The following is a 22172-nucleotide window of genomic DNA, read 5'->3' as shown; positions in this document are numbered from 1 at the left end:
CGACGAGCGTCCCGCGAGCTTCCAAGGGAATTTTCGATGTCCGGGTGGCTGAGACCGACAGGATTGGCTGCGCTGTGCGCGGCAGCCGCATTGACGGCTCAGGGCATTGCCGAGGCTCCGGCCGCGACCTCTTCGCGCATGGATATCCTGTCCGACGATGCCGCGGGCAGCCCCGCCGAAAGCGTCGATGTCGGCGCGATGCGGTCGATCGCGGGCCCGGCGCAACCTGTCAGCAAACCCGTCCCCCGCGGCAATCCGCTGTGGGCGGTGCCGTTCTCGGCGCTGACGACGACCCAGGAACGCCCGATCTTCTCGGCCTCGCGCCGGCCGCCGCCGCGCGCGGTTGCCGCCTCTCCGGTCGAAGAGGTGCAGGCACCGCCGCCGCCCAAGCCGGCCGAGGCGCCACCGCCGCTGCTGCTGCTGGTCGGAGCCGTGGTGGGCGAGGGGGATGCGATCGCGATCCTCGTCAACCGCACCGACCAGTCGATCGTGCGCCTACGGCAGGGCGACACGCTGGGCGGCTGGTCGCTGACCTCGGTGCAGCCGCGCGAAGTGACGTTCAAGCAAGGCGATCGCAGCGAGATGTACTTACTGCAGCGGAAGGTTGAACCCGCAAGTCCACCCGTTGAATAGCATCCCGCCTGCACGGTGCGTTCCTGGGTGACAGTCGATCGCGTCCATTGGCCCTCTGGGTTCTTTGACCGCATTGCGGTCCATCTCGCCGGCAGCGAGACGCCATCTGTCGCGACCGGAGCAAAGCGCAAATGATTGGTGGCAAAGTAGTTTGGGAAGCGGCGCGTCATCGAAAGCAGTTCTGCCATCCTAGCCAACGCCGCGCCATCCGAACCCGCATGGCGGGAACAATACGAGGCATCTCTCAGCACGCAAAGGAGCGGCCATCGACTGCAGATTGGTGGCGGCGCGGACCGCTCTTGGAAGATCGATTGCAACCGGGCGCTTGCAATCCATCTCATTCCAAAGTCATAAGCGGGGCGGTGCCGGCCCGGCTTGAACTGGCCGGTATTCGCCCGCACAATGCGATCCGCGAGACTTCGCGAATTGCCAATCCGAACAAGAACATAGGCAAAAAACTTGGGGAAGACGCGCGTGGGACATGGAATGAAGGCTGCAATCACGCTGGCGGTCGCGCTTTGCGGCACGCCGGCCTTTGCCGGCTGGGAGCCGACCAAACCGGTGGAGATCGTGGTGGCAGCGGGCGCGGGCGGCGCCTCCGACCAGATGGCGCGCATGATGCAGGCCGCGATCCTGAAGAACAACCTGATGAAGCAGCCGATCGTGGTCTCGCTCAAGGGCGGTGCCTCGGGCGCGGAAGCGCTGATGTACATGAAGTCGAGCGAGGGCGATCCGAACAAGGTGCTGATCGCCTATTCGCTGATCTACATGCTGCCGCTGTCGGCGAAGATCCCGTTCAACTGGCGTGAGCTGACCCCGGTCTCGGTGATCGCGCTCGACCAGTTCGTGTTGTGGGACAACAGCGCCGGCCCCAAGACCGTGAAGGAGTTCGTCGCGGCTGCGAAGGCCGCGAGCTCACCGTTCAAGATGGGCGGCACCGGCTCCAAGCGCGAGGACCACGTGCTGACCGTGTTCCTGGAGCAGAAGACCGGCGCAAAGTTCTCCTATCTGCCCTACAAGTCCGGCGGCGAGGCCGCGACCCAGCTCGTCGGCAACCACACCGAAGCCAACGTCAACAATCCTAGCGAAAATCTCGAGGTCTGGCGCGCGGGCCAGGTGCGTCCGCTCTGCGTGTTCGACAAGGAGCGCATCTCCTACACCAGCAAGGTGACGGACACGCAGTCCTGGGCCGATATCCCGACCTGCAAGGAGGAGGGCGTCGACGTGCAGTATCTGATGCTGCGCGCGATGTTCCTGCCCGGCAAGGTCACGCCGGAGCAGCAGGCATTCTATGTCGAGCTGTTCCACAAGGTGACGCAGACCGCCGAGTACAAGGACTACATGGAGAAGCAGGCGTTGAAGCCGATCTTCCTCACCGGCAAGGACATGGTGCAATTCCTCGAAGAGGACGACGCCCAGAACAAGTCGCTGATGACGGAAGCCGGTTTCGTAGCGAAGTAGTCGTCTCTTCTACTCCCTGTCCCCGTTCTTACGGGGGAGCGACGAGCTTCGCTCGCGCTGGGAGGGGCGGGGTGAGGGGCTCTCTCCACGAGTTCAACTCTCGCCGTCCCCGTGGAGACTCCCCCTCGCCCCAACCCTCTCCCCGCAGGCGGGGAGAGGGAGAATTGATCGCACTCCGTCCCTAAGAACAGAGCATGTCCCAAACCGATCTTGAAATCGTCGTCGACGATCCGACCGCGCCTGAAGACGACTCTCGCTCCGTCGTCTCCTCCGGCGCGATCGAGATCGTCGTCTGCCTGTTGCTGCTCGCGCTCGCCGTCACGCTCGGCTACGACAATTGGCGCACCGGCGCGTCCTGGGACGCGACCGGGCCCGAGCCAGGCTATTTCCCGTTCTATCTTTCCGTCATCCTCGGCGGCGGCAGCCTCTATGGTCTGGTCGTGGCGCTGATCGCCCACCGCAAGGCATCCGAGACCTTCGTGACGCGCGCGCAGGCCCGCCGCGTCATGGCGGTGTTCGTGCCGACGCTGCTGTTCTGCGCGGTGACGCAGTTCCTCGGCCTCTATGTCGCGAGCTTCCTCTTGATCGCGGGCTTCATGCGCCTCGTCGGCAAGATCGCGCTGTGGAAGTCGCTGCTCACCGCTTTCCTGTTCACGGCGATCATGTTCGTCACCTTCGACATCGCCTTCGACGTCATCATGCCGAAGGGGCCGCTCGAAGCGGCCTTCGGCCACTAGGCGGTCCCGCGATGGAAGCTCTCGGTCTCCTGCTTCACGGCTTCGCCGTCCTGCTCACGTGGAAGACACTCGTCCTGATGATGGTCGGGCTGGTGCTCGGCATCTTCGTCGGCGTGCTACCCGGCCTCGGCGGGCCCAACGGGGTCGCCATACTGCTGCCGCTCACCTTCACGATGGATCCGACCTCGGCCATCGTGATGCTGTCCTGCATCTACTGGGGCGCGCTGTTCGGCGGCGCGATCACCTCGATCCTGTTCAACATCCCCGGCGAAGCCTGGTCGGTTGCGACCACCTTCGACGGCTATCCGATGGCGCAGCAGGGCAGGGCGGCGGAGGCGCTGACCGCGGCGTTCACGTCCTCCTTCGTCGGCTCGCTGGTCGCGGTGCTCCTGATCACCTTCCTCGCGCCGATGATCTCGTCCTTTGCATTGAGGTTCGGCCCGCCCGAGTTCTTCGCGGTGTATCTGCTCACCTTCTGCTCCTTCGTCGGCCTCGGCCGTGAAGCCAAGCACAAGACCGTCATCTCGATGGCGCTGGGCCTCCTGCTCGCCGGCATCGGCATGGACACGGTGTCGGGCAATCTGCGGATGACCTTCGGCTCGTCCGAGCTGCTCCGCGGCATCAACTTCCTCGTCGCCGTCATCGGCCTGTTCGGCATCAGCGAGATCCTGCTGACGATGGAGGAGCGCCTCGCGCTGCGCGGCCATGCCGCGAGCATCTCGCTCCGCGTCGTGCTCGGCGTCTGGAAGGACCTGCCGAAATACTGGGTGACGCTGCTGCGCTCCTCCTTCATCGGCTGCTGGCTCGGCATCACCCCGGGCGGCGCGATCGCTGCGTCGTTCATGGGCTACAATCTGGCAAAACGCTTCGCCAAGGAGCCCGAGAGCTTTGGCAAGGGCCGCATCGAGGGCGTGTTCGCGCCGGAGACGGCGGCGCATGCCTCCGGCACCTCGGCGCTGCTGCCGATGCTGGCGCTCGGCATTCCCGGCTCCGGCACCGCGGCGATCCTGCTCGGCGGCCTGATGGTGTGGGGGCTCAATCCGGGCCCGCTGCTGTTCGTCGAGCACAAGGACTTCGTCTGGGGCCTGATCGCCTCGATGTATCTCGGCAATATCGTCGGTCTCGTGCTGGTGCTGACGACGGTGCCGATCTTCGCCTCGATCCTGCGCGTGCCGTTCGCGGCGGTGGCGCCGATGATCGTGGTGTCCTGCGCGATCGGCGCCTATGCGATCCAGAATGCGATGTTCGACATCTGGCTAATGCTCGGCTTCGGCATCGTCGGCTACGTCTTCAAGAAGATCGGCATTCCCCTGGCGCCGTTCACGCTCGCGCTTGTGCTCGGCAACCGCGCCGAGGATGCCTTCCGCCTGTCGATGATCGGGTCCGGCGGAAACCTGAAGGTGTTCTGGTCGAACGGGCTGGTCGGTTCGATCACGACGCTGGCGATCGTGCTGCTGTTCTGGCCGGTGATCGATGGCGTGCTGGCGCGCGTGCGATCGCCACACCCACACGGGGTAAAGCCGACTATGTGAGCGAAACGAACCCGATCGTGGTTTGAAGCGACTATCTCTTCGGAAGCAGGCCTGGATCCAGCGCAATCCTCGATTGCGCGATTGGGCAGGACCAATCGGCACCACGACCGGTCCAACCGGGTTGCAGTAATAGCCGGGATCGGGGCGACGCACAGATCGTCGTTCACGCAACTGCAAAAGCCCCGGCTCGCCGGGGCTTTTTGTTACGTCTGTTTGCCTGCATTGCCTTGACGCGGGGCACAGGGTGACATCGCAATAGTCTCGACCAAGTCATGGCTTCGAGAAGCAACGCCGGCCTCGAGCCAGCCTTCGTCGTTTCTGTTCTGACTTTGGAAATCCGGCCGGCCCGATCGGCGGACAAGTGTGATCGAGTTGGAGCGATCGACGTTCGATCGTAGGACGCGGCGTAATGTGCTCTTCTGGAAGCGCGCACATCGTTCAAGCAGGTGAACAGGCAACGTCGTCTCGAAAGGCCCGGCGGTGACGCCGGGCCTCGTTATTTGATCGTGAAACGGTCAGAGGTCGTGACGCTTCTCTCGCTTGTCGGTGACGTTAATCGGGATCAAAATTCAAGCGTAGATAGAATTTTTCCGACCTCATTTTTCGGAGGATATCATGAGCATTGAACGCTACCGGGCTCGCAAGGGTGCGGAGATTTCCCACGCAGTCGCAGCCGAAGCCCGCGGAGGCTACACGATCGAGGTCCATTTTCTGGGTGGACTGACAACCAAGCAGAAGGCTGCCTTCAAGCTCGCAGCAAACCGGTGGACGCACGCCATCGTGGGCGATCTGCCCGACGTCACGGTCGGTGGCGAAAGGATCAACAATCTTCGCATCACGGCGCAGGGCACCGACATCGACGGCCCCGGCAACGTTCTCGGCCAGGCGGGGCCGAACCGTTTGCGTCCGAAGAATGCCGGCGCCGCTGCATTCCTGCCGGCAACCGGCGACATGCAGTTCGACACGGCCGATCTCGCGGCGATGGAAGCCGACGGCACCCTGAACGACGTCATCACGCACGAGATGGGCCACGTGATCGGCATCGGAACGATCTGGACGAACAAGAAATTGCTAAGGGGAGCCCACACCAGCAATCCGACATTCGTCGGTGCCAACGCCATGCGCGAATACGGCAAGCTCCGCGGCTCAGCGACGCTGCCCGTTCCCGTCGAAAACACCGGTGGTGAAGGGACGAGGGACTCGCATTGGCGCGACACGGTGTTCGGCGCGGAACTGATGACCGGCTTCGTAAATGAAGGCGGTAATCCGATGAGCCGGGTCACGATCGCGAGCTTGCAGGATCTCGGCTACGAGGTGAATATGGAGGTTGCCCAGCCGTACCATCTGCCGGATCACCTGCACATGGCGGAGGCGGGTCTCGTCGCCGCGCGTGCCGCCATGACAAGAGGCATCGTGCTGCGGCGAATTCCGATCACGTTGCCCGAGGAAAGCTTGGGCGTTTAGGCCTAAGGCATGATCCGGACCCGAAGGGCTGCGTTAGCGCAAAGTGCGAAGCGGTTTTCCGAAAGGATCATGCTCAAACAACAACCTGAAGCGCGATGACGTTTCGTCAATCTCATCGCGCTTTAGGGCCTCAAGCCAAAGGCCTGCCAAGCGAGGCTCCGTCGGGCGGCAAAACTTAGGGAAACCGGACCATGGAGGGCATGAAGCGACCGGAAGCGATCGTGCTTCCAGATTCGTCGTTGATCCCGTCGGACTGCTTGATCTCGCCTCCGCCCAATCAGTTCACCCACGAGGTGGCGAGATCGCAGCCGTTTTATGCCTCGCGCGGCCTGCCGAGCGGGCCACCGACCGGACAGTTCGAGGCTGGAGCCAAGGTCGTTCTGCTCTATCATGACGGCGGAGAGCTTTGCCGGGTTGTCGATGCCGCCGGCCACTACGTCGACACGCGGTTCGACGGATTGCGGAAGATGTAGACGATCGCGCAACCCGCCGATGCCGGACCTCGTCATGGCAGGGATCGTGCGAGGAACGGCCGCGCCGTCACACCACCTTGGCGTCCCGCAGTTTTGCGATTTCGTCCGCACTGAGGCCGAATTCCTTCAATACCTCTTCGGTCTGCTCACCGAATTCCGGCGGCCGTGCCACCATCTTGCTCGGCGTGCGCGACAGCGTCACGGGTTGGCCGACCAGGCGGATGCGGCGGTCCTCGTCGTTCGGCACGTCCTGCGCGATGCCGAGATGCTTGACCTGGGCGTCCTCGAACATCTGGTCGATCGCATAGATCGGCCCGCAGGGCACGCCGGCCTCGTTGAGCTCCCGGACCCAGGTCTCGGTCGATTTCGTCACCGTGCGCTTCTCGATCTCGGCGTTGAGCGCATCGCGGTTCTTGGAGCGGGCGGGGGCCGTTGCATAATCGGGATGGCCATAGAGCTCCGGTGCGCCGATCGCCTGCGCGCAACGTTCCCAGATCCGGCCGCCGGTCGTGGCGATGTTGATGTAGCCGTCCGAGGTCTTGAACACGCCGGTCGGGATGCTGGTCGGATGATTGTTGCCGGCCTGCTTGGCGACCTCCTTCTCCATCAGCCAGCGCGCGGCCTGGAAGTCGAGCATGAAGATCTGGGCCTGCAGCAGCGAGGTCTGCACCCACTGCCCCTTGCCCGAGACCTCGCGCTCGAGCAGCGCGGTGAGGATGCCCATGGCGCAGAACAGGCCGGCGGTGAGGTCGGCGACGGGAATGCCGACCCGCATCGGGCCTTCGCCCGGCGCGCCGGTGATCGACATCAGCCCGCCCATCCCTTGCGCGATCTGATCGAAGCCCGGCCGCTTGTGGTAGGGGCCGTCCTGGCCGAAACCGGAGATGCTGCCATAGACGATGCGCGGGTTGATCGCCGCGAGGCTCTCATAGTCGATGCCGAGCTTCTTCTTCACGTCGGGCCGGAAGTTCTCGACCACGACGTCGGCCTTGGCCGCGAGACGCTTGAACACGGCGAGCCCGCGCTCGTCCTTCAGGTTCAGCGTCATGGCCCGCTTGTTGCGGTGCAAATTCTGGAAGTCCGAGCCCCGCCGGGGCCCGCCCGGCTGTTCGCCGCCGGCATCCTCGGTCAGCGCGTCGATCTTGACGACATTGGCGCCCCAATCCGCAAGCTGCCTCACACAGGTCGGCCCGGACCGGACGCGGGTCAGATCGAGCACGGTGAAGCGTGACAGGGCTTCCGAGGCATGCGGAAAGGGCATCGTAAAAGGCTCCGGGCGAATTGCGGAGCCACCATAGTGCCGAAACATCACGCGGCAAGCCCGGTCTGGCGCCGAGGCCACCAGCCGAAATGCGATGCCTGGCAGATCAGCGCGACAGGCGCTTGAGCTCGGCGCGCGCCTGCTCGGCCAGCGGGTCATCGCTGTGGCGCGCAATGAAGAGCTCGAATGCCTCCCGGGTTCCCTTTCGCCGGGCGGCTTCGTATTCCTCGGCCACCGCGGCGGACGGATCGCGCGCCATCGGCATGGAGGCTGCGCGTCCTGCTTTCGCGCTTCCCTTGGCGCCGTCGTCCGCTTTGGCTTTCCCGACCATGACAGGCTGTTCTCCAAAGGGCCTCTGGTCCGGTCCGGCGAGCACTGCCAGCGCTCCGATCAGACCGGCTGAAAACGGACCCAGTTTCATGATTTCCCTTACGATTATACGGCTTGGCGGAACCTGCATCCTGCCGTACTCCGTATCCCTAGTGGATTTGATGGCTAACATGACCTCCCGGAAGGGGATGCGCGCCGATGCCCATTTTAAACCAAATGTATATCTCTCAAGCTAGAATCATGCGCCTGCACTTCGAATCGTGCTGAAGCATCGCTCGGGAGAGTTTCTTGGCTAACGCTGTCACTGTCAGTGCCACCAACAACGCCGAGATCGACGGCCTGCTGTCGGGCTATAAATGGTCCGGCACGATCACCTACAGCTTTCCCGACTCGCCCAGCGACTACGCCAATCCCTACCGCGGCGGCAGCAGCGAACCGACGCAGGCCGGCTTCGCCGCGGCGCCGAGCCAGATGCAGGCGGCGATCAATTATGCGATCGGACTGATCCTCAGCTACACCAACGCCAGCATCCAGTACGCGGGCACGAACGGCGCCGATATCATGATCGCGCAGTCGCCCGCAGCCAATCCGACCTCATACGCCTATTATCCCGGCAATTATGCGTCCGGCGGAGATATCTGGTTCGGCACCAAATACAATTACTCGCTGGCGCAGCTCGGCAATTACTACTTCGCGACCGCGCTGCACGAGCTCGGCCATGCCTTCGGTCTCAAGCACAGCCAGGAGGCCGGGGGCCCCGCTAACGTCGCGGTGCCGAGCGCGCATGACGACAGCGAATACACCGTCATGAGCTATCGCAGCTATGTCGGTGCCTCGACGACGTCCGGCTACACCAACGAGGCCTACGGATATCCGCAGACCTACATGGCCAACGATATCCTCGCGCTGCAAACGATGTACGGCGCGGACTACACGACCCAGAGCAGCAACACGGTCTACACCTGGAGCCCGACGACGGGGCAGGAGTTCATCGACGGCGTCGGACAGCTCGCGCCGGGCGGCGGCGCCGGCGGCTCGGCTAACCGCATCTACGAGACGGTCTGGGACGGCGGTGGCGTCGATACCTACGACCTGTCGAACTACACGACGAATTTGAGCATCAATCTCAATCCCGGTGCGGCGTCGGTGTTCTCCACCGTGCAACTCGCCAATCTCGGCGACGGACATTACGCGTCGGGCAATGTCTACAACGCTTATCTCTACAACGGCGATGCGCGCTCCTACATCGACAACGCCACCGGCGGGTCCGGCAACGACACGATCGTCGGCAACGCCATCGCCAACGTGCTGAAGGGCGGCGGCGGCAACGACACCATCAACGGCGGCTCCGGCACCGATACCGCCGTGTATTCGGGTAACCGCGCGAATTATATCGTCAGCTATAACGCGAGTACGCAGACCTTCTTGATAAGCGACCAGCGGGCTGGCTCACCTGACGGCATTGATAGCGTCACTGGCGTCGAGTACTTCCAGTTTGCCGATCGCACGATCGCGAGCTCCTCAGTGATCCCTCCGATCGTCATCGACGCCGTAGGCTCCACCAAACTGGACCAGATCGGCGGCTATTATTTCCTCGATCCCGTCAGCGGCGGTACGGGTCCATCAGTAAAATATGCTGGCACTCCATTTGCTGCATCCACTCAGGGCGGAGCCTGGACGCCGATAGGGGCAGAGCAGACGGCAAATGGATATCAGATTGCGTGGAAGGTGATCGGTTCAGATCAGTACGCGGTCTGGAACGCCGACAGCAACGGCAACTATGTCTCCTCCGCAACCGCGGTCGTCCCAGGAGGCAGTGCGATCCTTGAAGCATTTGAGAGTAGTTTCCAGCAGGACCTCAATGTCGACGGCGTGATCGGCATACCTGCCGCGAGCATAACCATGGTCGAAGCCGCTGGCTCCACCAAGCTGGACCAGATCGGCGGCTATTATTTCCTCGATCCCGTCAGCGGCGGTACGGGTCCATCAGTAAAATATGCTGGCACTCCATTTGCTGCATCCACTCAGGGCGGAGCCTGGACGCCGATAGGGGCAGAGCAGACGGCAAATGGATATCAGATTGCGTGGAAGGTGATCGGTTCAGATCAGTACGCGGTCTGGAACGCCGACAGCAACGGCAACTATGTCTCCTCCGCAACCGCGGTCGTCCCAGGAGGCAGTGCGATCCTTGAAGCATTTGAGAGTAGTTTCCAGCAGGACCTCAATGTCGACGGCGTGATCGGCATACCTGCCGCGAGCATAACCATGGTCGAAGCCGCTGGCTCCACCAAGCTGGACCAGATCGGCGGCTATTATTTCCTCGATCCCGTCAGCGGCGGTACGGGTCCATCAGTAAAATATGCTGGCACTCCATTTGCTGCATCCACTCAGGGCGGAGCCTGGACGCCGATAGGGGCAGAGCAGACGGCAAATGGATATCAGATTGCGTGGAAGGTGATCGGTTCAGATCAGTACGCGGTCTGGAACGCCGACAGCAACGGCAACTATGTCTCCTCCGCAACCGCGGTCGTCCCAGGAGGCAGTGCGATCCTTGAAGCATTTGAGAGTAGTTTCCAGCAGGACCTCAATGTCGACGGCGTGATCGGCATACCTGGCGCGAGCATAACCATGGTCGAAGCCGCTGGCTCCACCAAACTGGACCAGATCGGCGGCTATTATTTCCTCGATCCCGTCAGCGGCGGTACGGGTCCATCAGTAAAATATGCTGGCACTCCATTTGCTGCATCCACTCAGGGCGGAGCCTGGACGCCGATAGGGGCAGAACAGACGGCAAATGGATATCAGATTGCGTGGAAGGTGATCGGTTCAGATCAGTACGCGGTCTGGAACGCCGACAGCAACGGCAACTACATAGCGAATGTCGTTGGCGGGGTGTCCGGCGCCAGCACGGCACTGAAAGGTTTGGAGGCCAGTTTTCACCAGGACTTGAATGGCGACGGTGTGATTGGGGCCGCAGCCAGCGTCATCAAGGCGTTTGAGTCGACCAGCGTGGTCGAGATTGGCCACAATTTTCATTTTGATGGTGTCGGCGATGGCACGGGTCCTGCATTGACTGCGGCAGCTCTGGCGGGTCAGTTTGAAGCCTGGACTCCGATCGATTTGGAGCAGACTGCAACCGGGTATGACGTTGGTTGGAAAATATCGGGCGCCGATCAGCGTACCTTCTGGGACGCCGACAGCAGCGACACCCCCCAACAGGACTTGAATGGCAACGGAGTACTTTGCGTTCCGACGCTTGTGATTGCAACGAGCGGCCACTTGCAAATCACTCGAACTACTACATGGCCCGAGCTCGGGATCGCTGGCAACGATTTTTCTGTATTTCACCACGCCACCGATGGCAGCCCCGTGGTAGGCGCCGATGAATCTACTTTGGTCGCTGTTCGCAAGCAGCTGACAGAGCTCTTGCACGAACCTCCGAGCGATCGATCGCACGCCATGTCTCAGTCAGGATACGATTTTCATGATGCCCTCAGGGGGCGGGACCTAGCCGAGTTACATATCGCCGACCTGAATGCAGGCTCTTTTATAGTTCATTAGTCCCGTGGACGCTTACGTTATGACGAGCAGAGCGGTGGCGATAGTTATGATGGCGAAATAATTCCGTCGGTCCTTTCGTGGAGCGTGCGCGCGCCTGAGCCGCCCTCGTTTGAGAAGCAGTATTCGATCATTTGGATACTGCAGGTCGTTGGTTCGAATCCAGCTGCCCCGACCAACTAACCCGCTGAAACTGCGGCGACATTCGTTCTCCTTTCCATGATGATTGCGCCCGCACTATCTCCGGGGAAGCACGAGCGCGGATTTAGACCATTTCGAACAGGTTTTGTGCAGCCGTCGACGTCGTTTCAATGCAGTGTGTTCTCCATTGCCGTCTTGGCTTCAATCATCCGCAGAGCCATCGGCAAGGTCACGGCGGCGTCGATCTCGACCCGATTACCCGGCAAGGCGCGGAATTGACCGGCGGCCTTGCCCTTGAGCGGCGCCAACATTGCTGAAGCGATCGCCGAGCTGACCTGACATCGAACGAGGGCGTTTCCGTCCTCAACGGCCAGGATTAGGTCGGTACCGCGGCGGGCGAGTAGGGCGCCGAGATCATTGGTAGACGCTTCAGTGCGAACAGCGGTTTGGGTGCGCATAGTGTTTTGCCTTTCGAGCAAGATGCGAGTCCAGGGGCGAAATGACCGACACTAGGCGGCCCCGCGCACCTTTGGGCGTGCGCCTTGGACATACGCGCGCGGCCCCTGGACAAGATTTGTGATTGCCGCTCACCGGATTGGCTATCGGCTAGTGTTTCGGGCTTTCGACCCGCGATCAGGATGCGGCCTGCGGAAAAATCAGCAACGAATATTTTGTCTGGAAAAGTCTAATACGTAAAACCAGACAGGCTAAGCCTTGAGCCCTCTAGCGCATTTGTCGATTTCATCGTTTTTGTCGGATTTTCGGACTGTGCATTACTCGGCAAGAATTGCGCGCTTTGATTGGGTTGTCGCGCACAAACCTTCGAGCAACGCCAAAAGCTTAGACGCCATGCACAGCAAGCAAGAGGGGGCGAAGAGCGGACCGGCGATCGCGCCAGGTGAGGTGGTGGGCCGCATGCGAAGCTTATCGATCAATCGGCCGGCGAGACTCGGCGCATCCACCTCCCGGGCCACTCTCACCCTAGGGGGAGGAGCCGGCTTGTAGTCCAAAGGCCGCAAAGCCCCTCGGCTAAATTTCAGATTTTTGGAAGTTCGCGGTATTTTCAGAACGTGCCTATTCTCGTCGGACTTGGTTTGCTGAAATCGACCGTGGCCGGTAAGTCCCAGAGAGTGGAGCTTGAAATAGATGCCAGCCAGGCCGCTCGGCATCACTCAGCTGATTGCGCCCCTACAGAAGTCACGGCGGGCTTAGGCTTTTGGTTTGCCCCAGCCAAACAGTGTGGCACCAACGCTGACGACGGTATTCAGCTTATCTCGGCCTGTGGGGTCGAGTATTGAGAAGGTCCCCACTACAAAGCAGAGAGCCGCGAACTGGACCGCGACGCTTCGAACTGCCGCATCGCTGAAGTAAGGCCATAGCAGCCAAATGACGGTTGGCGCACCTAACGCGAGGACGCCCCCTTGCGCAATCGCGAACAAGCGACTTACCCATCGTATTGAGGATGCAGAAGGCGCGGGCGGCTCCGAGCCAGCCAGACGAGCCAAATCACAGGTTGCCGCCGCAATCAAAGCCTCTCCAAGCATCCGGGCAAGTTCTTCGCGTGTCGCGACGCCTGGTGTGGCAAGCCAAGCAAGTTTTTGGCGTAGACCCGCCGCGGCCGCTGCTAAGGGAGGCCGCACAACCGCATCGGCCGACGCATCGTCGCGGGCGAGCATTCGCACCATGGGGCCTTCCAGTAGGGTGGCGGCCGCTCGAAGGAGCATTGAAATCTCGTTTCGCCGGGCGAAGCTCCGAAAATCCACAGCACCCCCGGCGATGACGGCGGTGTACGCGTCCGCCAGAATGCAAACGAGGGCGACGTCTGGCGAATGCGAACCGATCCCCGTTCCGCTGCTTATCTTGAACCAAATGAAACCGAACGTTGTGAACCAAAGAGATGCCACACCTGCCGCTGTCATTGCGGGCCAAATAGAGCCCGGATGACTATCGTGCAGCGCTAGGCCGAACATCACCAGAAAGAAGGCCAGCCCCGCCACGCCAATCCAGCGCGACCTCGTCGTGAATCGCGTCGCGCTGCGCATTGCTGGGCGGCTGAACTCGACCAATTGCTTCCATTCAAGGCCTCGCATCTGAAGCTCTGCGGCTACGAACAACACGCAAAAATAACCGATGAGAAACAGGAATCTTGCGAGCGTGATTGCATCGTCGTCGAGTTCTGGAAGGAACAAGTTTGCCGGGAAAAGCAACGAATGTCCGAATCCAGAAATCCAAAGGGGTAGCGTAAGGATCAGGAGGAATAGAAACGCCCATCCTTGCCTTTTCTTACGGTGTAGCTCCGCCACAGCGAAACTTCTGGCTAGCGCCGGAATCGCCCGGGATATGTCACTGTGTTGTAGTCCGAGACGGGCCATGGATCGTCTGAACCCCCTGGCTCGCGTTCTGGAAGCCGCGGGTATCTCAGCTGTCGAAAAGATAGTTTTACGCCAACACCATCGAATCCAGGCCGTCAGCCGCCCGCGCGCCTGTTTGGTGTATCGGCGAAAGGGCTTGATCTGTGACATGACCGCACCGGCATCTATGTGGGCCAGAACCAGATCATGCACTATCGGGGCGCACTCCGCCAATGCATGACTTCATCGACTCGTAAATCGAAGACAACCAGCAGCGCGCCGAGACCATTTCGGATTAATCGGATCGGCCAACAGGTTGTATGATTTCTGTCCCGGGTGACGGATTGCCGTGGCTATGGCTCTTATATGCACTTCAACGAGCTTTAGGTTCCAAGCTAACAACGATCGATACTTTAAGACGCGTTGTCCCGGACAGGTGTTGCAACCTAGCTACAGCATCGTCCAGGTGGACCGATTATCCTTCCATTGCAGGTGGGCGAACGCACCGATTCACTGAAGTTCTTTCCTGGGGAGATAATGCGCATGAAGAAACTGTTTGCAGTCGCCGCTGGCGCCGGAGCGCTGGCTCTGGGCTTGGCGGCTCCGGCCAGTGCAGCGGACTTGGCTGCACGGCCGTACACTAAGGCGCCGCCGCCCATGGTCGCGACAATCTATGACTGGAGCGGCTTCTATATCGGCGTTAACGGAGGTTATGGCTCCTCGCATACCTGCGCGGACGTGGTTGCGGTTGGCGTCGTTCCGGTTGTGCCGGCGGCTGCCGAAGGGTGCCACAATGCCACCGGTGGCACCGCTGGTGGTCAAATCGGCTACCGTTGGCAGTCGGCCAACTGGGTGTTCGGCGTTGAGGGCCAGGGTAACTGGGCCGATTTCACGGGCAGCAACATTGGTCTTTTCACCGGGGCTGACAATCGCTCACGGATCGATTCGTTTGGTTTGATAACTGGCCAGGTGGGATACGCTTGGAACAATGTGCTGCTCTACGTGAAGGGCGGCGCCGCTGTGGTCGGAGATCGCTTCGACACGTACATTCCGCCTGGGTTCATCGGAGCTGGCACCCTGTTGGCGTCTGCACGCGACACGCGTTGGGGCGGCACGGTCGGAGCTGGCATCGAGTTCGGTTTTGCATCGAATTGGTCGGTGGGCTTCGAGTATGATCATATCTTCCTCGGACATCACGACGCGGTCTTCACCACCCCGGCTGCGGGTGTTTTCGGAACGGCTCGGATTGGACAGGATGTCGACATGGGACTCGTTCGGGTGAATTACCGTTGGGGTGGCCCGGTCGTCGCGAAGTACTAAGCAGCGTTCGCTGAATAAAATAGGCCGGCTCAAGAGCCGGCCTTTGCCTTTCCTGCATGTGCGGCGGATGTGAAGACGGCGCCGCCAATCACGACAGAGGCCGGATCCAGGTCAGCGGCAGAGCTCGTGCCTTGCATAACGCTGTTCGGCTTACCTCTCGAAAGCAGACATCGCGGCATGGGCGTCCTCGGCAGCTCCAGGATGCTATCCGCTCAGCCCTCGGAAGCGGACGGTGCGAGGTCAAGAGGGGAAGTCAGCCACGGGCCACAAGGCGACTGGGGTTGCGGCTAATCAGAAAAGAAACGAGTGGGACTAAACGTAAGCTCCCAATGGGTGTTATCGCTGACGTTCTCGTGCATCCAACCGATTTCAACGCTCTTGGTAAGACGTTAGCGCTGATGTCATAAACCAATTCCGAGGCTGCGGGCTCTGCCTCAACGAGCCCTCGGATCGCTTCATTAGCTTCGAGAGTTTAGCCACCGACGTACGAGATTTAGAATGTGCCTTGAGCAGCTTGACGTCCTCTTTGGTGTACTTTGCGCTTGCTCTTCTTTGCCACTCGAAGTTCTCCAACGTGATCACGCTCGGAGTTAAAGTGGTCGAGCGATGCGTCAAGCGCGGGTGCTGTGCACGGCCGGGCTGGTCCGACGGTTTCTTACTCCGACAACCCCACCAGGTATGGGATCATGGGCGTGGGCTCGGGTCCACCGAGTCCTGAGACAAAAGCGCGCCAGTTGGCGCTGGCGGGCCTTCTGTTGCGATCTGTGAACCACTTCACAAGGGCAATAGGTGTCCTCTGCTATGAGTGAGCCATCATCGTTTGAAAAATGCCCCTAGCGTTCGCCGGGGGGTGCTTGGCAGATACCCACAGGATCGACTTGGGCTGCTGATTTGAGCGCCGGTGGTTAACGCTGCCCGGGTCACGCTGTCACAATTCTTTGACAGACGAGTGCAAATCTTGCCGGCGCTGGGATTTCAGTGCCCAGGCTGGAATGCATTGCGAACGTGCCGAGCGCACATAGTCCGCTCGCGCGGTGTTCAAAAGGTCTCATATTTTCGGGGTTGGTGCATGTTCAGTGCGGAAACGACTGCTCTCCTTAGAGCCGTGCTTGAAGAAGTCTGCGAGGAAATTCCCGTCAGCGAAGTCGGCGTCAGAACGCACGTCGCCTCAAAGATCCTTGAGGCCGCGGCAAAGGGGCAACGTTCGACCGATGCATTGAGAACGGCGGGTCGCAAGGCCCTGGAACCACCAACGAGGTGGCGTTGATTGTAGGCGCGCCGGCTCACGGTAGGGCCATTTGCTATGCGCGAATCCCATCTCGCGCTGCTCTTGGCTTCCCGGGTTGCTGCAGTGATATGCCCCAGCCGAAGGTTGGTGTTTCCAACTGTGCCTTCTCCTGCGATGGCACGGGCGGCGAGAGCGGGCTTCTCTTGGCGCCTGAAAGGGATAGAATACCGTAATGGCGGAGCAGGTCACAATCTTCTTCTATAGAATGTTTATGGATCCCGAGGCCCTTCAAGCGAAAGGACTTCGGTCGCGCCAGGTTAGACAGGCTTACGTCGAGCGTTTTGCGCTTAAGCTTGGTGCACGTGCCACGCTGGTCGCGAGCAGAGATGGCCGGGTCTACGGCACGATCATGCGGCTTACTCACGCCGAGGTCGACCAGCTATATTCGGACCCTAGCGTCGCTGCGTACCGGCCGGAGCCTGTTCTTGCGCAGCTGGCCGACGGCTCAGCCGAGCTCGCTCTTTGTTTCAATCTGCCGATTGCGCCGCAGGGCGCGAGTGGCAATCCGGAATATGCCAAAGCATTGCAAGCTGTTGCGCGAAAGATGGGGTTGCCAGAACCCCATCGCTGGGCTCGCGAGCTGAGGCGGCATGTTCATGCTGCCTACTAATTTGCTTCGCCAGGGTCACCCCGTGAATTTCCCGGCGTCCTCTTCTGCGGGGCCTCAATGAATGTCATCGGACTCTTGATTTGCTTTGGACTCATGGCATGGGGACTGGCTCGCATATGGCCGGTGCTGCTCGCTTTAGGAGGGTGACCACCTAGCGGATTCCAGCAGCGTCCTAGCTGCCCTCGCGGTTCCCCAACCAGCTGGTCCCGAATGGGGCTTCTGCACCAAGGCTGGGGTCAAACGGGTTTGCACTTCCTTGATGCGAGAGGTTCCGCGGCCGGCACACCCCAAAATCAAAGCTCGGGGACTGCTCAGAACTACAGCTAAATCGCAGTGAATGTGGCCATTCAGTCACAGCTGTCAGCGATAGACGTCTGCTAAAAAGCCTTTTCGTTTTTTGGGAGTTCAGCATGCCAAATGATGTCGCTCAGACCTCTGCGGGACGCAACGACCAAACCAAGGTCGCTTCAAACCAGGCTCGCGTGTCGCGTCCCTCGAAGGTGCCTCAAGCAGAACAGGCCGCCGATGATGCAGCTCCGTATGTGCCAAGCAAGTGGAGCTGGGGCCCCCCGAGCGCTTCGTCCGAGTGGTAGCACCTTGGCACGCGCGAACTGATTCGGATCGATAGCGGGAAATCTCATCGGTCGCGGGTGGCCGCTCCAACTATCGTTCGCATGGAACGGAGAGCTTGCTGATGGAGCGCCAAAGCAAGGCGCAGCACCGGCGGCAAAGGCTGCCGTGAGGCCACCAGCGGCCGCGATTGCAGCGCTGAAACACAACTCTTCAGTCGCAGCCGCCTAAACCTCGCTCCACGGGGGCCGTGATGCGGGAAACAAATGCGGCCGAAGCGGATCTAGTCAAATGGACTCCGTCCTTGCCTAAATCGCTCCGGTTGAACTCTTCCCGTTTCGTCGACATAGTAATAACAACCGGAGAAAGTTTGCCGATCTCGCGAAGAAGGTCTGAAGTTCTTTGCTTCTGCAACGGGTCGTTTCCATCGTTTGCCCCTAGCGCGACGACCACGGCAGCCGGCTTTGAGCTAGCTAAAATCTCCGGACCAACCCGGAGGAAGTCGGAAGTCGTGGCACCTCCGATGCCGCCGCTAACAACAGGCTTCCCGCAAAGAGCCTTGGGAAAATCAGCCATCTCGATCAGGCTATCGCCCAGGACAACGATCGGCCTGTCCAAACCGTCGAGAGACGATCTGATTATTGTCTTTCGAACATCCTGATGGTCTTGAAACTGATGACGCGTCACCTCGCCGAACCTGGCGCGCATTCTCTGCAGCTCAGAGAACGAGGCTCCGAACGCCACGAAAATATAACCGCTAAAGCCCAGGGGACCGCGAGTCTCATGGAAAGCGCTTCTATACCAAGGAGTGGAAATTGATCAATGTTGCAGATGCTCAGGTCGAAGGAGTCACGTCAGACAGGCGGTGTCTAAGAATTTCATTACAACTCGATTGCCGGTGGGGCGGCTCCCGACACTCCGGCTCAGCAGACTCCTGAATGAATCCGCCCTCGTTAAGGCCGCACTCTCCGATTCACGTGCTGACTCGCATCACGCGGCAACATTGGGCTGATAGCATTTTGCGCAGTAAAGTCTGCCAAGTCTCACGAATGGAAGTTCGGTTAATCTGTACATCACCGCCGCGATGGCGACGCTGCAAAGCATACAGAGGGCGCCAATAAGCAGTGGCGGTAGGCCGTTGAGCACTCGAAACAGCACGCCAATCACGATCATGTGCCAAAGGTAGAGAGAATAGGAGATCTTTCCGAGAGAGAGCAGGGGACGCCATTCAAGGGCCCTCTGTACATTCCGGTCTGAAATGCGGACCGCGATCAAACCAGCCGCTGCAAGTCCGACATAGACAAGCCCGATTAGTCCGGATTGTTGCGATCGAAAATCGGTATAGTAGATCACAAGCGCGAGTAAGCCATATCGCAGGTATGGCTTGTCGGTCAGAAAGGCGCTCACCTCCTCTATGAAATGAGAAAGTGCGATTCCCGCGAGAAAAAACGACGCATAGAACGTCGTCATGAGGAGCCACGCATAGTCGGCGGTTTGCCAAGAGCTAGTCTTTGCAAGGAAGATGGCGGCGCCAAATACTAGGGACGAAAAGACGGCCGGCGAGAGTATGAATGCAGCGATGAGTAGCGAGACTCGCCACTCATAGACCAGACTCCATACTGGTCTGAGCAAGGCGTCCTCGCCCGTCAGCGGGAGATGCTGAAAATACTGGTCTGGGGTGATGCCTGCCGGCCAAGACGTGTCGTTGAACCATGCCGATAGGTTTGGAGCTGGTGCTGGTGCCCAAAACAAGTAGATCAGATACGAAGCTGTCACGGCAACTATGCATGGCGGGAACAGCCTAATGGCGCGTCGAAACACAAATGAAAGATAGCCCGGCCATTCAGTCTGGATCTGCTTGTAGAGCACAAAACCGCTGAGCACAAAGAACAAGTCAACGGCCGCCGGAGGCTCTGAAGAGTTTCAGGCCGTTTGTATCGATGAACGAGAGTGCTTGATCGGTAAACGATAGGTGCGAGGTTACGACAATTAGCGCCGCCAGCCCACGAATCGAGTCCGAGTAGAGAAGCCGTTCCCTGCCCATACGACGGATTTACCACCACAACCTCGGATCGAGCAACTCCGCGGAGAATCGCCAGTTCTTGCCGAATGCTAACGGCTAAGCACGATGGGCACGGGCCCGAAGAGCAGGGGGGCGTGTCGACAGCGGGACTGTGGACTGGGAAAAGGCTTGTTCGGAAGCGAGGCCGCCGGTCACGCTGGTGCGCGTTCGTCTTAGGATTTCACTTTGCCAGTGGTCTCGTCAAGAACGCGCCCATTCGTATCTTCGATCCACGCTTCACGGCCAGTTTTGCGAAACTCAGCGACGTCAGCGACCGCTTAGTTCCAGACATCCTTAAGGATTGAAGCTACGGTCTTATCTGCACCACGTACTTTCACGTACCAAGTCATAGAGACCTTCCTCCGATTATAGTTCGCGGTCCATCGCCGGATGGCTTCGGTTTTTGATCTTGATCCAGTGCTTCTGCCGACCACCACGATACGGTTTGTCGCGATGTTTGGAAACCAGGCCTTCTAGTCCCAGACGGCAGGCAGCCCGGAATAGATCGGGGCCGATCTCGCCGCGCTCGAAGGGCGCCACGCTGATCCCACCTGGCCGCCGGGCCAATAGCTGCTGCAGATTTGCCTTGCGCCGGTGGAGCGGGAGGGACCGCAGATCCTTCCCGCCCATCGCGAGGATATCGAAGGCATAAAGCTGCATCTCGTGGTCGTGCTGCCGGCTGTGCAGCGCGTTGAAGTCGCTGATGCCGTCCACGCCGAGGATGACGGCCTCACCATCGATCACAAACTGCTTCTGCCGGTTCTTCAACGCTGTCCCTGCAATCCAGGGGTAGCGCTTCGTCCAGTCGGTGCCATTGCGAGAGAGCAGGCGCACGTGGGCGTCCTCCCGAATGACCAACATCCGGTAGCCGTCGTGCTTCACTTCGTGGATCCAGTCCGGCCCTGAAGGCACTTGCTTGGCTGCGGTGGCCAGGCAGAGCTCGTACACCATACGCATGGGGCGGGAGATAATATTTTCGGCGGAGCTACGAGTCGGGAACAAGTGGCAAAGATGCAAATTATCTCCTTGCTCCGGCGCCCCTAAAGCCCCCTGAAGTCGGAGCGGGACCCCAAACGGCCCCAGCAGCCGACCCTCTGCTGGGGCCGCTGTTTTTGGTGGCCGCGAAGCTATGAACAGGGCGCGCGTCGGCGGCCTCTTATGCTAGGAATATGACGTGCCGCGCCGATCGTGCGGAACGTCGCGGCGCCGGCCGCAGGGGTCGTACCAGAGCGGCGCCTGCGGCCTTTTCTGTGGGAATTTTGGACAAACATCCGGGAATAGTGGGCAAGCGCAGGAACTGCAGATAGGAAATGTGCTTCTGTCTCGCGGTGATGGCCTCTGTCCCACGAGGCACGAGCCTGTCCGGAGGCCTCAGCATCATCATGCCCCCCGGCCCGATGCTGAGGCCACCACGGGCGCCGTTTCTGTGCGAGGCGTCGATTGGACGAAACTTGGAGAGTCCTGTTTGCGATTAGTGCCACGGTTGTTGTCGCCGTTGGCTCCTTCTTCGCCATCCGGTTTATTATCGGTTTGCACCTTTGACCTCGATCTGAGTGGATCGCAAGTTCCAGTGGTCCACGATTGCAAGTCGTCCATCACCACGCTCGAAGTCAGGGCGAATGTCGGCGCCGCGAGCACCGCAGCCTTTGCAGACGAACCGCGGCTCGATATCAGACAACCGAACATCATCAGGCCAGCGATCGGCGCTCAGCGCAACGTGGTGCCCGCAATGGCAGTAGACCAGCATATCGCGCAGCCCCATCTCGCGCATCTCGCCGAACGTGATCGTGAGTGGCCGGCCGTCGGCGTGCGTAGGAGTGTGGCGTCGGATTGGGCGAGGCATGCCGCCATCAAAGCTGCACCGTAAGTACTCGCAAATTATCAATTCCTAGCGGCTCGGAAGGCCGGCGAGCTACTGCCCATCGTGGGTGTGGAAAGGCCGATCGCCGAGGACAGACAGCCGGCGGCGACTGGCAGCACATGCCCGTCGGTCGATGCGGTAAGGGCAGAACCCGCCGGTCAACGATGGCGTGCTTACTTCCTGGAATTTGCCCAATCTCTGGCTATGATCTCGGGGTCGATTCGGGTGTATCCATTGGATGAAAATGGGCATCATCCAGGCGGTCACGTGGGCGGGGTTGATGACCCTTGCTGCGCTTCTCATCTCTGCTTGCGTGAGTTCCGACCAAGCGACGTCGGCGGTTCGTTCAGGCGCACCATGGGCGCGGGACCTCAACGAGCCGCCCCCCAGTCGAGAGCCTCCAAACACTGCGCAGATAAAGGCCGATCTAACTGCGGCGCGCGAGAGAGCACGGCGTTAGGACGCGGGCTTCGGTTATCGCGAACCGCCCGCCGGTTCATGCGGCGGGCCTCACGCACCA

Annotated in this window: 18 protein-coding genes; 10 read left to right on the top strand and 8 right to left on the bottom strand. The window is 60.4% G+C overall.

What is annotated here, in order from left to right; all coding sequences use genetic code 11:
* Positions 1-36 precede the first annotated feature (36 nt).
* The 6 genes from WN72_RS32825 to WN72_RS32800 all read left to right on the top strand — a co-directional run bounded on the left by WN72_RS32825 (position 37) and on the right by WN72_RS32800 (position 6300).
* Positions 37-633: a hypothetical protein gene (locus tag WN72_RS32825; RefSeq protein ID WP_244553989.1), complete on the top strand. Its 597-nt coding sequence runs from the start codon at positions 37-39 to the stop codon at positions 631-633.
* Between the two features lie 486 nt (positions 634-1119).
* Complete coding sequence (locus WN72_RS32820; protein WP_167381153.1) at positions 1120-2094, top strand: Bug family tripartite tricarboxylate transporter substrate binding protein; 975 nt, start codon at positions 1120-1122, stop codon at positions 2092-2094.
* Between the two features lie 194 nt (positions 2095-2288).
* Complete coding sequence (locus WN72_RS32815; protein WP_092219972.1) at positions 2289-2831, top strand: tripartite tricarboxylate transporter TctB family protein; 543 nt, start codon at positions 2289-2291, stop codon at positions 2829-2831.
* An 11-nt stretch (positions 2832-2842) separates the two neighbouring features.
* Positions 2843-4363 (top strand): tripartite tricarboxylate transporter permease, encoded by a 1521-nt coding sequence (locus WN72_RS32810; protein WP_092219974.1) that lies wholly within the window; start codon positions 2843-2845, stop codon positions 4361-4363.
* A gap of 615 nt (positions 4364-4978) precedes the next feature.
* Positions 4979-5827 (top strand): leishmanolysin-related zinc metalloendopeptidase, encoded by an 849-nt coding sequence (locus WN72_RS32805; RefSeq protein WP_092219976.1) that lies wholly within the window; start codon positions 4979-4981, stop codon positions 5825-5827.
* A 191-nt stretch (positions 5828-6018) separates the two neighbouring features.
* Entirely contained in the window at positions 6019-6300 is a 282-nt protein-coding gene (locus tag WN72_RS32800; protein ID WP_092219978.1) for a hypothetical protein, read from the top strand.
* A gap of 67 nt (positions 6301-6367) precedes the next feature.
* On the opposite strand, the gene WN72_RS32795 is transcribed toward WN72_RS32800, so the two are convergent.
* Positions 6368-7561 carry a CaiB/BaiF CoA transferase family protein gene (locus tag WN72_RS32795; protein ID WP_092219981.1) on the bottom strand — a complete coding sequence of 398 codons (1194 nt, stop codon included), beginning with the start codon at positions 7559-7561 and terminating at the stop codon, positions 6368-6370.
* Positions 7562-7667: 106 nt separating this feature from the next.
* Positions 7668-7982 carry a hypothetical protein gene (locus WN72_RS32790; RefSeq protein WP_092219983.1) on the bottom strand — a complete coding sequence of 105 codons (315 nt, stop codon included), beginning with the start codon at positions 7980-7982 and terminating at the stop codon, positions 7668-7670.
* Between the two features lie 197 nt (positions 7983-8179).
* Here WN72_RS32790 and WN72_RS32785 point away from each other — a divergent pair, with 197 nt between their 5' ends.
* Positions 8180-11452, top strand: a complete 3273-nt coding sequence (locus tag WN72_RS32785; protein ID WP_347341957.1) for a M10 family metallopeptidase C-terminal domain-containing protein — start codon at positions 8180-8182, stop codon at positions 11450-11452.
* Between the two features lie 305 nt (positions 11453-11757).
* Here WN72_RS32785 and WN72_RS32780 read toward each other — a convergent pair whose 3' ends face one another.
* Both WN72_RS32780 and WN72_RS32775 read right to left on the bottom strand, forming a co-directional pair.
* Positions 11758-12069: a hypothetical protein gene (locus WN72_RS32780; protein ID WP_143130535.1), complete on the bottom strand. Its 312-nt coding sequence runs from the start codon at positions 12067-12069 to the stop codon at positions 11758-11760.
* Between the two features lie 729 nt (positions 12070-12798).
* A complete protein-coding gene (locus WN72_RS32775) occupies positions 12799-13797 on the bottom strand; it encodes a hypothetical protein (protein ID WP_092213117.1) in 999 nt (332 codons plus the stop codon).
* Between the two features lie 687 nt (positions 13798-14484).
* On the opposite strand from WN72_RS32775, the gene WN72_RS32770 reads away from it, so the two are divergent.
* The 3 genes from WN72_RS32770 (at position 14485) to WN72_RS32765 (ending at position 17159) form a co-directional block, all read left to right on the top strand.
* On the top strand, positions 14485-15261 hold the full coding sequence (locus tag WN72_RS32770; RefSeq protein WP_092213760.1) for an outer membrane protein: 777 nt from the start codon (positions 14485-14487) through the stop codon (positions 15259-15261).
* Between the two features lie 1069 nt (positions 15262-16330).
* A complete protein-coding gene (locus tag WN72_RS47135; RefSeq protein WP_092213119.1) occupies positions 16331-16528 on the top strand; it encodes a hypothetical protein in 198 nt (65 codons plus the stop codon).
* Between the two features lie 193 nt (positions 16529-16721).
* Positions 16722-17159, top strand: coding sequence for a gamma-glutamylcyclotransferase (locus WN72_RS32765; RefSeq protein ID WP_092213122.1), 438 nt, complete (start codon positions 16722-16724; stop codon positions 17157-17159).
* A gap of 783 nt (positions 17160-17942) precedes the next feature.
* Here the strand turns inward: WN72_RS32765 and WN72_RS32760 are convergent.
* The 4 genes from WN72_RS32760 to WN72_RS32745 all read right to left on the bottom strand — a co-directional run bounded on the left by WN72_RS32760 (position 17943) and on the right by WN72_RS32745 (position 21634).
* Positions 17943-18437 (bottom strand): SGNH/GDSL hydrolase family protein, encoded by a 495-nt coding sequence (locus WN72_RS32760; protein ID WP_143130536.1) that lies wholly within the window; start codon positions 18435-18437, stop codon positions 17943-17945.
* A 282-nt stretch (positions 18438-18719) separates the two neighbouring features.
* Positions 18720-19613, bottom strand: a complete 894-nt coding sequence (locus WN72_RS32755) for an acyltransferase family protein (RefSeq protein WP_244553690.1) — start codon at positions 19611-19613, stop codon at positions 18720-18722.
* Positions 19614-20157: 544 nt separating this feature from the next.
* Positions 20158-20742, bottom strand: coding sequence for an ATP-dependent DNA ligase (locus WN72_RS32750; RefSeq protein WP_092213130.1), 585 nt, complete (start codon positions 20740-20742; stop codon positions 20158-20160).
* 571 nt (positions 20743-21313) lie between these two features.
* The gene (locus WN72_RS32745; RefSeq protein ID WP_092213132.1) at positions 21314-21634 is read right to left on the bottom strand and encodes a hypothetical protein; all 321 of its coding nucleotides are present in this window, start codon (positions 21632-21634) and stop codon (positions 21314-21316) included.
* Between the last annotated feature and the right edge of the window lie 538 nt (positions 21635-22172).

The organism is Bradyrhizobium arachidis (genome assembly GCF_015291705.1).
GTDB classification, from domain to species: Bacteria; Pseudomonadota; Alphaproteobacteria; order Rhizobiales; family Xanthobacteraceae; genus Bradyrhizobium; species Bradyrhizobium arachidis.
This window is presented reverse-complemented; position numbering and strand designations above follow the sequence as displayed.